At 65.2% G+C, this 14,157-nt stretch carries 12 protein-coding genes; 5 read left to right on the top strand and 7 right to left on the bottom strand.

Annotated elements, in window-relative coordinates; translation table 11 throughout:
• Window positions 1-2 precede the first annotated feature (2 nt).
• The 3 genes from ccoN to JQ572_RS08915 form a co-directional block, all read right to left on the bottom strand.
• Window positions 3-1,652, bottom strand: coding sequence for a cytochrome-c oxidase, cbb3-type subunit I (gene ccoN, locus JQ572_RS08925; RefSeq protein WP_211382638.1), 1,650 nt, complete (start codon window positions 1,650-1,652; stop codon window positions 3-5).
• Window positions 1,653-1,862: 210 nt separating this feature from the next.
• Window positions 1,863-2,288, bottom strand: coding sequence for a CBS domain-containing protein (locus tag JQ572_RS08920; RefSeq protein WP_211382637.1), 426 nt, complete (start codon window positions 2,286-2,288; stop codon window positions 1,863-1,865).
• 34 nt (window positions 2,289-2,322) lie between these two features.
• On the bottom strand, window positions 2,323-3,156 hold the full coding sequence (locus JQ572_RS08915) for a universal stress protein (protein ID WP_211382636.1): 834 nt from the start codon (window positions 3,154-3,156) through the stop codon (window positions 2,323-2,325).
• A gap of 208 nt (window positions 3,157-3,364) precedes the next feature.
• Here JQ572_RS08915 and fixL point away from each other — a divergent pair, with 208 nt between their 5' ends.
• The 4 genes from fixL (at window position 3,365) to JQ572_RS08895 (ending at window position 6,765) form a co-directional block, all read left to right on the top strand.
• Window positions 3,365-4,882: a sensor protein FixL gene (gene fixL / locus JQ572_RS08910; RefSeq protein WP_211382635.1), complete on the top strand. Its 1,518-nt coding sequence runs from the start codon at window positions 3,365-3,367 to the stop codon at window positions 4,880-4,882.
• A gap of 3 nt (window positions 4,883-4,885) precedes the next feature.
• Window positions 4,886-5,503 carry a response regulator FixJ gene (gene fixJ / locus JQ572_RS08905; RefSeq protein WP_211382634.1) on the top strand — a complete coding sequence of 206 codons (618 nt, stop codon included), beginning with the start codon at window positions 4,886-4,888 and terminating at the stop codon, window positions 5,501-5,503.
• Window positions 5,504-5,546: 43 nt separating this feature from the next.
• Complete coding sequence (locus JQ572_RS08900) at window positions 5,547-5,963, top strand: response regulator transcription factor (protein WP_211382633.1); 417 nt, start codon at window positions 5,547-5,549, stop codon at window positions 5,961-5,963.
• A 103-nt stretch (window positions 5,964-6,066) separates the two neighbouring features.
• The gene (locus JQ572_RS08895) at window positions 6,067-6,765 is read left to right on the top strand and encodes a helix-turn-helix domain-containing protein (RefSeq protein WP_211382632.1); all 699 of its coding nucleotides are present in this window, start codon (window positions 6,067-6,069) and stop codon (window positions 6,763-6,765) included.
• Window positions 6,766-6,804: 39 nt separating this feature from the next.
• Here JQ572_RS08895 and JQ572_RS08890 read toward each other — a convergent pair whose 3' ends face one another.
• Genes JQ572_RS08890 through JQ572_RS08875 form a run of 4 tightly spaced genes read right to left on the bottom strand, consistent with a single transcriptional unit; the run spans window position 6,805 to window position 12,704 of the window.
• Entirely contained in the window at window positions 6,805-8,121 is a 1,317-nt protein-coding gene (locus JQ572_RS08890; RefSeq protein ID WP_211382631.1) for an MFS transporter, read from the bottom strand.
• A 23-nt stretch (window positions 8,122-8,144) separates the two neighbouring features.
• Window positions 8,145-8,657 (bottom strand): PRC-barrel domain-containing protein, encoded by a 513-nt coding sequence (locus JQ572_RS08885; RefSeq protein ID WP_211382630.1) that lies wholly within the window; start codon window positions 8,655-8,657, stop codon window positions 8,145-8,147.
• Window positions 8,658-8,679: 22 nt separating this feature from the next.
• Complete coding sequence (locus JQ572_RS08880; protein WP_211382629.1) at window positions 8,680-10,884, bottom strand: amylo-alpha-1,6-glucosidase; 2,205 nt, start codon at window positions 10,882-10,884, stop codon at window positions 8,680-8,682.
• 56 nt (window positions 10,885-10,940) lie between these two features.
• Entirely contained in the window at window positions 10,941-12,704 is a 1,764-nt protein-coding gene (locus JQ572_RS08875) for an ABC transporter ATP-binding protein (protein ID WP_211382628.1), read from the bottom strand.
• Between the two features lie 270 nt (window positions 12,705-12,974).
• Between JQ572_RS08875 and JQ572_RS08870 the strand changes: the two genes are divergently transcribed.
• Entirely contained in the window at window positions 12,975-14,045 is a 1,071-nt protein-coding gene (locus JQ572_RS08870) for a glycosyltransferase family 4 protein (protein ID WP_211382627.1), read from the top strand.
• The last annotated feature ends 112 nt before the right edge of the window (window positions 14,046-14,157 follow it).

Here is a 14,157-nt window from a genome sequence, read left to right as displayed (position 1 = left end):
CCTCATTCCGCCGGCTGAAGCGCGACGGGCATCTGGACTTCCGCCTCGCCGACGCGAACGGTCATCCAGAGATTGTAGGCCATGATCAGCGCGCCGATCAGGAACAGCCCGCCGCCGGCGGCGCGGATGATGTAGAAGGGATGCATCGCCTCGACGGTCTCGATGAAGGAATATTCGAGGAAGCCGAGCGAGGTGTAGGCGCGCCACATCAGGCCCTGGAGGATGCCGGACACCCACATCGCGGAGATGTAGAGAACGATGCCGAGCGTGGCGATCCAGAAGTGCCAGTTGACGAGCTTGAGGCTGTAGAGACCCTTGCGATTCCAGATCCAGGGCACGAGGCAGTAGAGCGCGCCGAAGGAGACGAAGCCGACCCAGCCGAGCGCGCCGGAATGCACGTGGCCGATGGTCCAGTCGGTGTAGTGGCTGAGCGAGTTGACCACCTTGATCGACATCATCGGGCCTTCGAAGGTCGACATGCCGTAGAACGCGACGGAGACCACGAGCATGCGCAGCACGGGATCGGTGCGCAGCTTGTCCCAGGCACCGGACAGCGTCATCAGGCCGTTGATCATGCCGCCCCAGGAGGGCATCCACAGCATGATCGAGAAGGTCATGCCGAGCGTCTGCGTCCAGTCCGGCAGCGCGGTGTAGTGCAGATGGTGCGGACCTGCCCAGATGTAGAGGAAGATCAGCGCCCAGAAATGGATGATCGACAGCCGGTAGGAATAGATCGGCCGCTCCGCGCGCTTCGGAATGAAGTAGTACATGATGGCGAGGAAGCCGGCGGTCAGGAAGAATCCGACCGCGTTGTGGCCGTACCACCACTGGAACATGGCGTCCTGAATTCCGCCCCAGGCGACGTAGGATTTCGAGCCGAACACCGAAACCGGGAGCGCCGGGTTGTTGCCGAGATGCAGGACCGCGATCGTCACGATGAAGGCGAGATAGAACCAGTTCGCGACGAAGATGTGCGGCTCCTTGCGCTTGATGATCGTGGCGAGGAAGACCAGCAGATAGGCGACCCAGACGATGGTCAGCCACAGGTCGGCATACCATTCCGGCTCGGCATATTCCTTGGATTGGGTGACGCCGAGCAGATAGCCGGTGCCCGCGATCAGGATGAAGAAGTTGTAGCCGACCACGACGAACCAGGGCGCGAGATCGCCGGCAAGGCGTACGCGGCAGGACTTCTGCACGACATAGAAGGACGTCGCGATCAGCACGTTGCCGCCGAAGGCGAAGATCACCGCGGAGGTGTGCAGCGGCCGCAGCCGGCCGAAGCTGGTCCATGGCAGGTCGAAGTTCAGTGCGGGCCAGGCCAGCTGCGAGGCGATGATGAGGCCGACGAGGAAGCCGGCGATGCCCCAGAACATCGCCATCACGGAGGAGAACTTGATCGGTCCCATGTTGTAGTTGGGCCGGCCGTTGATCTCCGCCGGCGGCAGCGCCGCGGGACGATCGAAGTAGCGGTTGACGATGACGAACACCGCGGCCAGGCTCGCGGCCGCGCCGATCGCGGCGTGGAAGGCGAAGGGCGCATCGAGCGCCTTGGCCGAGGCGATCACGCAGAGGAAGGCGGTGACCGCGAACAGCGCCGCCAGGCCGCTTTCACCTGACGTCATGGACTTGGAGATGGAGGGCTGGCTCATGTGGATTCTCTTTCGAAAGAACACGGGCCAGAAACCACATTCACCCTCGCGGGGAATTGATTGAAATCAAGCTAGATGGATTTCTGTTAATGTGAGGCGCTTGCGCATCAAAGAGCGATATCAATCGCTTATGCTCTGCGGCGCGCGCGACGACGGCTCGCTCCCGTGAAACCACGGGAGCCCCGAAACGCAGGAATCAAAGGCAGGGCGTCAGTCGCGTGCAGTTGCCTTGAGCGCCGCGATGACGTCCTCGCGGGCGATGATTCCGACCAGCTTCTGTGCGCCGTCGAGCACGATGATGCTCCTGATGCGGTGCTCGACCATGATCTGGAGCACGCGCGTCAGCCGTGTGTCGGGGCTGACATAGATGAACTCGGGCGTCATGACGTCGCCGATCTTGCGGCTCATCAGGTCGTGATAGCGCGGCAGCATCTGGCTCGGCGTGAAGGCGAAGCATTTCAGGATGTCGAATTTGGTGACGATGCCGACCACCTGCCCGTCGTCCGCGACCGGATAGGAGTTGAAATCGTCGGCCTCGAACATCTCGCTGAGCGCGAGCAGATCCTGATCGCGCTTCACCGTCTTGACGTTGCGCGTCATGTAGCCGTCGACGGTCTCTTCAAGAAACTTGTACACGACCGGTCCTCCTCGAATCGCCCTTATGGGGGCCTCAGTGCGACAGCAGCACGCTGCGGACGGATTGCGTGACCAGGTACTCGGTGACCCCGCCAAGGATCAGTTCGCGAAATCGCGAATGGCCATAAGCGCCTGCAACGATCAGGCCGGCGCCGACGTCGCTGGCGATTTTCTCCAGTTGTGCGGCGGCGGTTTCGCCTCCCACGGCATCCGGGGCGCGCGCGGTCGCGGTGACGCCGTGACGGGCGAGCCAGGCAGCGACATCGGTGACGCCGGCCATCACCGCCGAACGGTCATCGTCGCGCTCCGGAATCCCGGCGATAGTGACGTCTCTCGCCTTGCGCAGCATCGGCAGCGCGTCGACCACCGCCCGCCGCGCCTCCGGCGTGTCCTTCCACGCCACCAGCACGCTGCGCAGGTCGAGCCAGTTGGCCCGGTCGGGGACGACGAGAAGCGGGCGGCCGGCCTGCATCACCAGATCCTTGGGGCTTGCGAGGGCGAACGCGTCGGAGAAGGCCGGGCTCCGCCCGCCGCTGACGATGATGTCGGCGCAGCGGGCCTGCGCCAGGACGAATCGCGCCGGAAAATCCATGGCGCTGCGCCACTCTGCGTGCCCGCCGCGATTCTTTGTGGCGGCGCGGAATTGCGCCTCCAGACCGTCAAGCCGCCGCTTGACGGAGGCTTCGCCCTCGTCGATGAGCGCTTGCGCCTCGACGCCGTCGGCGAAATAGAGCGGCGGTGCGAACTGCGCCGCGGCGACGCCGATGATGGCTGCCTCGAATCGTTCGGCGAGTTCGCCGGCGGCCTGAAGGCGCGCCTCGTTGGACTGATCGAGCGCCAGGCTGACCATCACGGTCGCATATGTCATCGGGATTCTCCGGGGCGATGGGCTTTCGTGAGACTGTAGGCCTGTCGCCGCTCCGCAGAATGAGATAGATCAAACGTGCCGGGCACGGCACCGCGGGGGCATCCGCCGATGGAATAAGACGTCCGAACTTGCCTCCGGCCCGGCCTTGGGCGACATTGCATCGGCGGTAGCGGCATCCGGGCTACCGCACGAAGATGGGAGCAATCGCTTGTCGCCGACCCGTGTTACGCATCCGCAAGATGACGGTCGGGGCGAGCACTTCCGCGTTCGAATCGAAGGGTTCGGCGTCGGCACCTGGGATCTCGATCTCAAATCGATGGAATTGGAATGGTCCGAGACGTCCAGAGCCTTGCTGGGCGTCGAGCCGGGCCAGCCAGAGAGCTACCAGCTCTTGCTGTCACGGCTCGAGCCAAAGGATCGCGAGCGCGTCGAGGATGCGATCCGGCGCGTCTCCGAACGCGGCGGCGGCTTTGACGTCTCCTTCCGGATCGCCGGAGCGTCCGGCAAGGGACAATGGATCAGGGCGCGTGCCGGCTTGATCCGCGATGATGCCGGCGCCGCGCGTCATCTCAGCGGAATCTTTCTCGACATCGGCGAGGAGAAGCAGGTCGAGGAGACGCTGCGCACGCGCGAGAGCCACCTGCGCTCCATCCTCCACACCATTCCAGATGCCATGATCGTCATCGACGGCCACGGCGTCATGCAGCTGTTCAGCACGGCCGCGGAGCGCCTGTTCGGCTGGTCCGAGCACGAGGCGATCGGACAGAACGTCAGCATCCTGATGCCGGAGCCCGACCGCTCCCGGCATGACGGCTACATCGCCCGCTATCGCAGCACCAGCGATCCGCACATCATCGGCCTCGGCCGCATCGTGACCGGCAGGCGCCGCGACGGCACCACCTTTCCGATGCACCTGTCGATTGGCGAAATGCAGTCCGGCGGCGAGCCCTATTTCACCGGTTTCGTCCGCGACCTCACCGAGCACCAGCAGACCCAGGCGCGGCTCCAGGAGCTGCAATCCGAGCTGGTCCATGTCTCGCGGCTGACCGCGATGGGCGAAATGGCTTCCGCGCTCGCCCACGAGCTCAACCAGCCGCTGGCCGCGATCAGCAATTACATGAAGGGATCGCGGCGCCTCCTGGCCGGCAGCATCGACCCGAACACGCCGAAGATCGAGAGCGCGCTGGACCGCGCGGCGGAGCAGGCCTTGCGCGCCGGCCAGATCATCCGGCGCCTGCGCGACTTCGTCTCCCGCGGCGAATCCGAGAAGCGGGTCGAGAGCCTGTCCAAGCTGATCGAGGAAGCCGGCGCGCTCGGGCTCGCCGGCGCACGCGAGCAGAACGTGCAGCTCCGCTTCAGCCTCGATCCCGGCGCCGATCTCGTCCTCGCCGACCGGGTGCAGATCCAGCAGGTGCTGGTCAATCTGTTTCGCAACTCGCTGGAGGCGATGGCACAATCCGAGCGGCGCGAGCTCGTCGTCGCCAACTCGAGCGTCGCCGACGACATGATCGAGGTCGAGGTCTCCGACACCGGCTCCGGCTTCCACGGCGATGTCATTCCGAACCTGTTTCAGACCTTCTTCACCACCAAGGAAACCGGCATGGGCGTTGGACTGTCCATCAGCCGCTCGATCATCGAAGCTCACGGCGGCCGGATGTGGGCCGAGAGCAACGCGTCGGGCGGCGCAACATTCCGATTCACCTTGCCGGCAGCCGATGAGAGCTGATCAATGACGACCAAGGGACATGTCTACGTCATCGACGACGACGCGGCGATGCGGGATTCGCTGAACTTCCTGCTGGATTCCGCCGGCTTCGGCGTCACCCTGTTCGACGACGCCCAGGCCTTCCTCGATTCCCTGCCCGGCCTCGCCTTCGGCTGCATCGTCTCCGACGTGCGCATGCCGGGCCTCGATGGAATCGAGCTTCTGAAGCGCCTGAAGGCGCAATCGAGCCCGTTTCCCATCCTGATCATGACCGGTCATGGCGATGTGCCACTGGCGGTCGAGGCGATGAAGCTCGGTGCCGTCGACTTCCTGGAGAAGCCGTTCGAGGACGACCGTCTTCTCACCATGATCGAGGCCGCGATTCGCCAGGCCGAGCCTGCGGCCAAGAACGAGGCCGTCGCCCAGGATATCGCCGCCCGCGTCGCCTCCTTGAGTCCGCGGGAGCGCCAGGTCATGGAAGGTCTGATCGCGGGCCTCTCCAACAAGCTGATCGCCCGCGAATACGACATCAGTCCGCGCACCATCGAGGTCTACCGGGCCAACGTGATGACCAAGATGCAGGCCAACAGCCTCTCGGAACTGGTGCGGCTGGCCATGCGCGCCGGGATGCTGAACGATTGAGGCAAGTCAACTCGTTTCCCGCGCCCTGTGCTAGCCAAGCATCATGATTGAGATCAGCTCGCACCATGAGCGGTTGCCGTCCCCCACACAGCCCACGGTCTTTGTGGTCGATGACGACGCCGCCGTCTTGGGATCCCTGCGGTTCCTGCTGGAAACCGACGGCTTCGCCGTGCGGACCTTCAGGAGCGGCACCGCGCTGCTCAATGCCAGCGGCGCGCACGGAGCGGACTGCTACGTGATCGACTACAAGATGCCTGATATCAACGGGATCGAGCTCGCCGGCCGGCTGCGCCAGTCCGACGAAGGCACGCCCGTGATCCTGATCACCGGCTATCCCGACGGGAATATCTCGGTCCGGGCGGCAGCCGTGGGCGTCAAGGACGTGATTTTGAAGCCGCTTCTCGACGAAAACCTGGTCAAGCGCATCCGCCACGCCATCCAGGCCAGGCGCGGAAACTGACCTACGGGATTCTACGTAAGGCCCCCCCCTTAAGATATCTCGCGAAATTTTCGAAGCCCCCGATACCGCGTACCAAGGCGTCATCACAACGGAGATGGCGCAGATGCTGACCCAGACGCTCAACACCCAGGCGATCAACACCCAGATCGGTGGCAAGATTGCCCCCGCCCTTCCCGTCACCGACCAGTTCGGCGCAATCGCGGGCCATGTCGGCATCGTCGCCACCGAGTTCTCCTACCGCAAGGAAGAAGAGATCTACGGCGAGGACGAACCGGCCGAATATGTCTACCAGGTCGTGTCAGGCGCCGTGCGCAGCTACAAGCTCCTCTCCGACGGCCGCCGCCAGATCGGCGCCTTCCACCTTGCCGGCGACGTGTTCGGCCTCGAATCCGGCCCCACCCATCGCCTCGCTGCCGAGGCCATCATCGACACCAATGTGCGCCTCGTGAAGCGCGCGAGCCTGGAAAAGGCGGCCGGCACCGACGTTCAGGTCGCCCGCAAGCTATGGACCATGACCGCCGGCGAGCTTCGCCACGCCGAAGACCACATGCTGCTCCTGGGCCGCAAGACCGCAATGGAGCGCGTTGCCACCTTCCTGCTCGAAATGGACCGCCGCCTCGCGGTTGCCGGCATGATGGCGCTGCCGATGTGCCGCCGCGACATCGGCGACTATCTCGGCCTCACGCTGGAGACCGTGTCGCGCGCGCTGTCGCAGCTTCACGCCCAAGGGATTCTGGGTTTCTCCGGCGCCCGCCAGATCGTGCTTCGCAACCGCCAGCGCCTGCACCATCTCGACGCCTGACGTCTTCTTCCCCGTCCACTCATGGCCGGCTGACCTGGTTCAGCCGGCCATTTCCTTTTTTGCCGCGATCATGCCCATGCGCCGCGTCTCCGGCATCACGAGGAGGATCAGCAGAAGCCCGGCGCCAGCCACGCCGGCCAGCCCGATGAAGGCGGTGGCGTTGCCGAACTTGTCGCTGACATAGCCGCCCAGCGCCGTGCTCAGCGACGCGCCAATGCCCGTTGCCGTGCCGACGATACCCTGAGCGAGGTTGAAATGGCCGCTGCCGAAGGCGACGTCGGCCACGATCAGCGGGATCATCACCGCGAACACCGCTGCGGTGATGCCGTCGAACACCTGCACCAGCACCAGCAGATAGGGGTCGCGGACCGTCGCGAACAGCAGACCGCGAATCGCCAGCGCGGCGAATCCGATCAGCAGCAGCGGCCGGCGGCCCCAGGCTTGCGCCTTGCGCCCGACGGTCGGCGACAGCAGCGCCACGATGGCCTGCGGTACGACGATGCAAAAGGCGACGAGCACCGTCGCCCACTGGCTCGACCGCGCCGTCACGGCGCTCGCCATCAGCGGCATCATCGCGGCGTTCGCGAGCTGCAGCAGCAGAACGCTCAACGCAAAGACGATGAGCGGACGCTGCCGGATCAGGTGCCAGATATTGGTGTCGCCGGGAACCGGCGCTTCGCGCGGCAGTTCGCCGTGACAGCGCGCGATGTCGACTTCCTCTTCACGGATGCGCGACAGCGAGATCAGGGTCGGGATCGCAAGCAGGAAGGTGACCAGGAACACCGAGCGGCTCGACAGCAGATAGCCGGCCGTGCCCATCACCGCGGCGGCGACGCCGTTGCCGAGCGAGGCAAAGCGCGCATTGCGGCCGAGACGTTCGCCGATCGCGAACGGGCCGACCAGGCCGAGGCTGATCGCCGCGATTGCCGGTCCAAGCACGCAGCTTGCCGCCGCGTGCAGCGTTGCGGCCGCCACCACCACCGGAAAGATGGGCATCGCCGCATAGGCGAGCGCGCAGCAGCCGATGGTCGCGATGGCGAGGCCTGCGACCAGCCGCTCGGATTTCGCGGCATCGATGATCGCGCCGCCCGGCATCTGGCCGATCAGGGCGACGATGCCGCCGATCGACAGCACGAGGCCGATCTCGACCTGGGTCCATTTCTGGGTCGTCAGATAGACCGCGATGAAAGGCCCGAATCCGGTCTGGACGTCGGCGAGAAAGAAGATGAACCAGTCGAGGCCGCGCAGGCTCTGGCGCGACGGCGCCGGAATGCCCGCAGGCCGCGGTGCCGAAACGTTGTCCTGCTCAACGCGGCCCTCGCGATCTGCATGTTTGGGCTTCCCCGACAACAGCACCGGCCGCCATCCCTCCCCGTGCCTCACTGTATCGCTTGCAGCGGCTGCAGGCTGCCGGACGCGCCGAGCACCACCATCGGCGCGTCTTCCTTGTATTCCGGCGCGGCCGCGACCTGCGCCTTGGTCAATTCCAGCGTAATGCTGTCCTTCTTGTTGACGATCTTGCCGAACCGCATCGCGTTCCAGTCCACCACGATCTTGCGGCTGCCGACGCCGAGGAAGCCGCCGAAGTCGATCACGGCGGCGCGCACGTGCCCGCTCCGATCGACGATGACGTCGACGATGCGGCCCATGCCCTCATTCGCCGCGCTGAGCACGTCACGGCCAAGCACGCCGTGCGCGTCGCTCGCGCCGATGATCGTCACCGACGGCGGTGGCGCGGCATCCTTCGGCGTGACGGGCACCGATGAGGCCGGCGGCTGTGCCGTCGGCGGCGCTTTCGCTTCGGTCGCGGGTGGCTCCTCCGCGGCCCGCGATACGGCGACCGTCAATCCCGCGACGATCGCCACGCTCAGGATCCAACTGGCCATACGCATGCACCCTCCTCCCGGCGCGCCGCTAGCGCGCCAGCACGATCGAGACCTGGATCCGGCCGCGCGTGCGCAACACCTCCAGCGCCACATCGTCGCCGTGGCGGCTGACGCGCAGATCCACGCTGGACTCGCCCAGACGCAGGTCGCGCAGGATCACCTCGTGCAGGAACGCCGGCAGATGCGGATTACGCAGGCGAATCTCGCCGCGCGCCACATCGAACTCGATGCCCAGCGCCGCCTCCAGCAGCGTGAACGGCGTCGCGCTGGCCCAGGCCTGCGGCGCGCAGGCGACCGGATAGAGCGTCGGGCCACGCCGCTTTTCACGCCGGAAGCCGCAGAACAGTTCGGGCAACCGGCGCAGGTCCATGTAGGTCGCGGCATCGAACAGCCCCTTGAAGACATGCGCGACCGAATGCTTGAGCCCGTAGCGCGCAAGCCCGAGCGCGATCAGCGCGTTGTCGTGCGGCCAGATCGAGCCGTCATGATAGGACATCGGATTGTAGCGTACCTCGCCGACAGCGACGGTGCGGATGCCCCAGCCCGAGAAGAAATGCGGCCGCATCAAATCGGCGGCGACGAGGCGCGCACGGTCCTCGCTGACCATGCCGCTGAACAGGACCTGACCGGCATTCGAGGTCCGCACCTTGCAGGGCCGCTTCTTGCCATCGAGCGCGAGCGCGTAGGTGCCGAGCTCCTCGCACCAGAACGCGGCCTCGAACCGCTCCGCCAGCGCCTTTGCCTCCGCCTCGAGCTTGCCGGCGAGATCGGGCTTGCCGAGCCACAGGGCGCAGCGCGCGGCGAGCTGCTTGGCGGCGAAGACGTACCCCTGCACCTCGGCCAGCGCGAGATTGCCCTCCGCAAGCTGGCCGTCGGCATGGAAGATCGCATCGAAGGAATCCTTCCAGCCCTGGTTGGCAAGCCCCTTTTCCGTGGCGCGCTGGTATTCGACGAAGCCATCCTTGTCAGGGTCGCCGGGACCGTCGATCCAGGCCAGCCCGGCCTCGATCGCCGGCCACAGCTCGGTCAGCGTCTTCTCGTCGCCGGTGCGTTCGAAATAGCTGCCGGCGAGCAGGACGAACAACGCGGTGGAATCCACGCTGCCGTAATATTGCGCGAACGGCACCTCGCGCAGCGCCGCCATCTCGCCGCCACGCATCTCGTGCAGAATCTTTCCGGGCGCGGCATCCGCGAGCGGATCGACCGCCTTCGCCTGGAAATGCGCGAGCCGCCGCAGCACGCCCTTGGCGATCCGCGGGTCGACCCACAGCATCTGCAACGCAGTGATCAGCCCGTCGCGGCCGAACGTCGTCGAGTACCAGGGAATCCCCGCATAGGGATAGCGCCCCTGCGGCGTCTCCGTCATCAGCATGTTGAGGTCGGCCATGGCCTGGCACAGCACCTCGTTGAAGATGTTGTTGGAGGTCTCGATGCTGGCCGCCCCCATCGTCGATTGCCGCATCTCGCGGCGATGGGCGAGCAACCCCCTGAAAAAGCGCGCCGGCTTCTCCGCGATCGGCCGGTTGCAGGAGACGGCGACGAACAGTGATTTCGACTGATGCGGGTCGAGTTCGAGCTGCCAGGTCGCGGCGTTCACCGACAGCTTGGTCGGGCGCGGGTCGAAGTGCAGGCCGGTGGTCCGCTCGGCGTCATCGAGACCGCGATAATCGAACAGCACGTCGGTCGGACCCAACAGCCGGCTCGAGCCGATGCCGCGGCGCGGACGGCGCTCGCCGCGGACCTCGAACAGATCGGCAAAGTCGTTGCCGAACAGCAGCGTCAGCTCGAAGCTGGCGCACCGGTCGCCATGGTTCTGCACGCCGATGCGCTGATAGGCCGTGCCGCGCCACAGGAAGATCGTGCGCACGATGTGCAGCAGGTCCTTCTGCAGCACCAGGCTGCCACCGCGGTAGATGTCTGGGTTGGTGAGATCGACGGTCAGCGCCGAATTGTCGTCGCGCAGGTTCGAGCCGAGCAGCAGCGGCTGGAGATCGTCGAGCACGAGTTCGAGCCTCGCCAGGTAGCGCGTGTCCTGGTTGAAAAGGCCGTCCGGCCCGCCCGCGGACGCGCCGATGTCGCCGTGGCTGTCGAGCACGATGAACGTATCGTCATGCTTGAGCGAGCGCCGCGGTCGCGCCGATGGCCCCGTCATCGGAATATAGAAAGGCTGCTCGGCGACCTGTTCCGAGGTCCGGGTCACCGAGACGAGTTGTGTTACGGCTTCGGCCGCCATGGGCTGCTCCCCTGCGCTTGTTTCAAGACGCAAACGACTCGAACGCGACTGTCGATTTACGCGGCCGCTTGCGCGAGCCGGCTCATTTCCTGCGTGACCAGCTCACGATAGGGCCCGTGGCCCTGCATCAGACGCTCGGGCGAGCCGTCCTCGATGATCTTACCACCCTTCAGCACGACCACGCGGTCGAAATTCCGCAGCGTTGCCAGCCGATGCGCGATCGCGATCACGGTCCGCCCGCGCATCAGGCGCGACAGCGCCTCGCGAATGGCTTCCTCCGATTCGCTGTCGAGAGCGGCGGTCGCCTCGTCCAGCAGCAGGATCGGCGCGTCCTTGAGGAAGGCGCGTGCGATCGCGATACGCTGGCGCTGGCCGCCGGACACCTTGACTCCGCGGTCGCCGACCATGGTGTCGAGGCCTTCCGGCAGGCTGTCGATGAAGTCGCAGCGCGCCGCGATCGCCGCGCGCAGCACCTCGTCGTCGGTCGCATTGGACCTGCCGTAGCGGATGTTCTCGCGGATCGAACGATGGAACAAGGAGATGTCCTGCGGCACCACGGAGATGGCATCCCGCAGGCTGAGCTGGGTCACCATGGAAATGTCCTGGCCGTCGACGGTGACACTGCCCTCGTCGACGTCGTAGAAGCGCTGCAGCAGGGTGAACAGCGTAGACTTGCCGCCGCCGGACTGGCCGACCAGGCCGACACGCTGGCCGGGCTGCAGCCGCAGGCTGAACCGTTCGAAGATCTTCTCGCCGCCGGGATAGCCGAAGGTGACGTTGTTGAACGCGATCGCGGCGCCGTTCTTGACCAACGGCTCTGCCTCGGGATGATCGCGCAGCTCATGCGGCACGAGCAGCGTCGCGATCGCCTCGGTCAGGCGCGCGACATGCTGGGTGACATCGACCAGCGCCACGGCGAGGTCGCGCGTCGCACTGAGGATCGAAATCCCGAGCGTACAGACCAGCACGACGTCGCCTGTGGTCGCCTCGCCCTGTTGCCAGAGCGTGACCGCCCACGCCATCAAGGCGACGGTCAGCAGCACGGTCACGGCGGCATGCAGCAGGCGCAGCTTCTCCAGATAACGCAGACTGCGGCTTCGCGCCGTAAGTTCCCGGTTCACAGTGGCGTCAAACCGCTCGTGCTCATGGCGGATGCCGCAGAAGGCGCGGACCAGAGGCATGTTGCTGATGACGTCGATCATCTCGCCGTCGACGACAGCGGCCTTGTCGGCGAAGTCGTCGTGGAGCGGCTTGCCGGCCGCGGCGAGACGGAACATGGCGGCCACCATGCCGCCCGCGATCACGATCAGGCCAAGCGCCATGTAGGGACTGACGGTTCCAATCAAGCCGATCGCCGCAACTGTGGCAATGCACGGCGGCAACACATTCCAGACGAACATGTTCTCGACCGTGAACACGGCATTGGATGTGGCCGTAATGCGGCTGGTCAGCATGCCCGGCATCCGGTCCGAGAAATAGCTCGGCGCATGCCCGGTCAGATGACGAAATATGTCACGACGCAAATCGCCCGTGACCCGAACGAAGGTAAAGCTCGCTGTCCAGCTCGCGATCCGCCAGAGGAAGTTGTCCGCGGCGATCAGCGACATGAGCAGAATGAATGCCAGCCATACGCTGCCACCATGCGATGGTCCCGCCGACAGAGCATCGACCAGTGATTTGACGCCATATTGCGTGCCCACGGAGCAGGCGACGGCTGCAACGACAGCGGTCAGGATAACCAGGTGTGAGGCCAGACGTCGCCGCAGATAGCGCAAGACAAAGGCAAATGGCCTGCGCGCGTATCCAGAAAGATGATCCATGTGACTGCAACCCCGTCGCGATGATTCCAATTGTTCTTAACTGTCGACCGAACATCGACCGCTTCGCCTCGGTTCCCGGGCAAGACCATCACGACATGCGGATGCGGACGATGTGAGAAGAGCTGATGGCATCATCGCGACCACGCCGCAGTGTGTCGAAGAAGTAACGTTCGCCAAGAGGAACTTCGCACATGCGAGAACGTTCCACTCTTGGCATGCCGGTGCCGAGGCTGGGGTTTCAATGATCATGATCGCAGAGGAGATCGCGAAATGCGCATCGCGCAGGTAGCTCCGTTGACGGAGGCTGTTCCACCCAAGCTCTATGGCGGCACCGAACGGGTGGTGCACTGGTTGACGGAAGAGCTGGTGGCCCTTGGACACGACGTGACGCTGTTCGCCAGCGGCGATTCGCAGACATCGGCGAAGCTGGATGCAACCTGGCCGCGGGCGCTTCGCCTCGACGGTTCCGTGCGCGATCCCAATGCGCTGCATATGGTGATGCTGGAGCGGGTGCGGCAGAAATGTGACGACGAGGAGTTCGACTTCCTCCACTTCCACCTCGATTACTATCCGTGGTCAATGTTCTACCGGCAGCCGACGCCGTTCCTGACGACGCTGCACGGCCGGCTCGATCTGCCGGAGCACCAGCCGGTCTTCAAAACCTTCTCGAAGGTCCCCGTCATCTCGATTTCCAACGCGCAGCGGCGGCCGGTACCGCAGGCGAATTGGGTGAGGACGATCCATCACGGCCTGCCGGAGAATCTGCTGACGCCGAAGCCCGCCAAGCAGGAATACCTCGCCGTGCTCGGCCGTATCGCGCCGGAAAAGGGCGTCGACCGCGCCATCAAGATCGCGACCCATTGCGGCATTCCGCTGAAGATCGCGGCCAAGGTCGATCGTGCCGACCAGGATTATTATGACGAGCTGATCCGGCCGATGATCGAGAATAATCCGCTGGTGGATTTCATCGGCGAGATCGGCGATCACGAGAAGTCCGACTTCCTGAGCGGCGCGCTCGGACTTCTGCTGCCGATCGACTGGCCGGAACCGTTTGGCCTGGTGATGATCGAAGCCATGGCCTGCGGAACGCCGGTGGTCGCCTTCAACCGCGGCTCGGTGCCCGAGATCATCGACGAGGGGCTGACCGGCTTCGTCGTCGAGGACGTCCTCAGCGCGGCCGGCGTCGTCGGCCGCCTCGCGCAACTCGACCGCTCCGCCATTCGCAAGCAGTTCGAGACGCGCTTCACGGCACGGCGCATGGCGCTCGACTATCTCGCGGCCTATCGCAGCCTGGCCGAGCAACAGGCGCCGCGGATCAAGCTGGTGAGCAGCGCCGAGTAGCGACAACTCCTATGGTAGACGTCATGGCCGGGCTCGCCCCGGCCATTGACGTTTGCAGGTAGTGCCCCACTCTATCAGCCGCCATTGCGAGTACAGCGAAGAATCCAGACCG

This window comes from Bradyrhizobium sp. SZCCT0153 (assembly GCF_018129995.1).
In the GTDB taxonomy this organism is placed as follows: Bacteria; Pseudomonadota; Alphaproteobacteria; order Rhizobiales; family Xanthobacteraceae; genus Bradyrhizobium; species Bradyrhizobium japonicum_G.
This window is presented reverse-complemented; position numbering and strand designations above follow the sequence as displayed.

What these genes read in the sequence shown, in the direction of transcription:
- ccoN (WP_211382638.1), bottom strand. Translation starts at nt 1,652, where the DNA reads ATGAGCCAGCCCTCCATCTCCAAGTCCATGACGTCAGGTGAAAGCGGC.
- JQ572_RS08915 (WP_211382636.1), bottom strand. Translation starts at nt 3,156, where the DNA reads ATGACATATGCGACCGTGATGGTCAGCCTGGCGCTCGATCAGTCCAAC.
- fixJ (WP_211382634.1), top strand. Translation starts at nt 4,886, where the DNA reads ATGACGACCAAGGGACATGTCTACGTCATCGACGACGACGCGGCGATG.
- JQ572_RS08900 (WP_211382633.1), top strand. Translation starts at nt 5,547, where the DNA reads ATGATTGAGATCAGCTCGCACCATGAGCGGTTGCCGTCCCCCACACAG.
- JQ572_RS08895 (WP_211382632.1), top strand. Translation starts at nt 6,067, where the DNA reads ATGCTGACCCAGACGCTCAACACCCAGGCGATCAACACCCAGATCGGT.
- JQ572_RS08885 (WP_211382630.1), bottom strand. Translation starts at nt 8,657, where the DNA reads ATGCGTATGGCCAGTTGGATCCTGAGCGTGGCGATCGTCGCGGGATTG.
- JQ572_RS08880 (WP_211382629.1), bottom strand. Translation starts at nt 10,884, where the DNA reads ATGGCGGCCGAAGCCGTAACACAACTCGTCTCGGTGACCCGGACCTCG.
- JQ572_RS08875 (WP_211382628.1), bottom strand. Translation starts at nt 12,704, where the DNA reads ATGGATCATCTTTCTGGATACGCGCGCAGGCCATTTGCCTTTGTCTTG.
- JQ572_RS08870 (WP_211382627.1), top strand. Translation starts at nt 12,975, where the DNA reads ATGCGCATCGCGCAGGTAGCTCCGTTGACGGAGGCTGTTCCACCCAAG.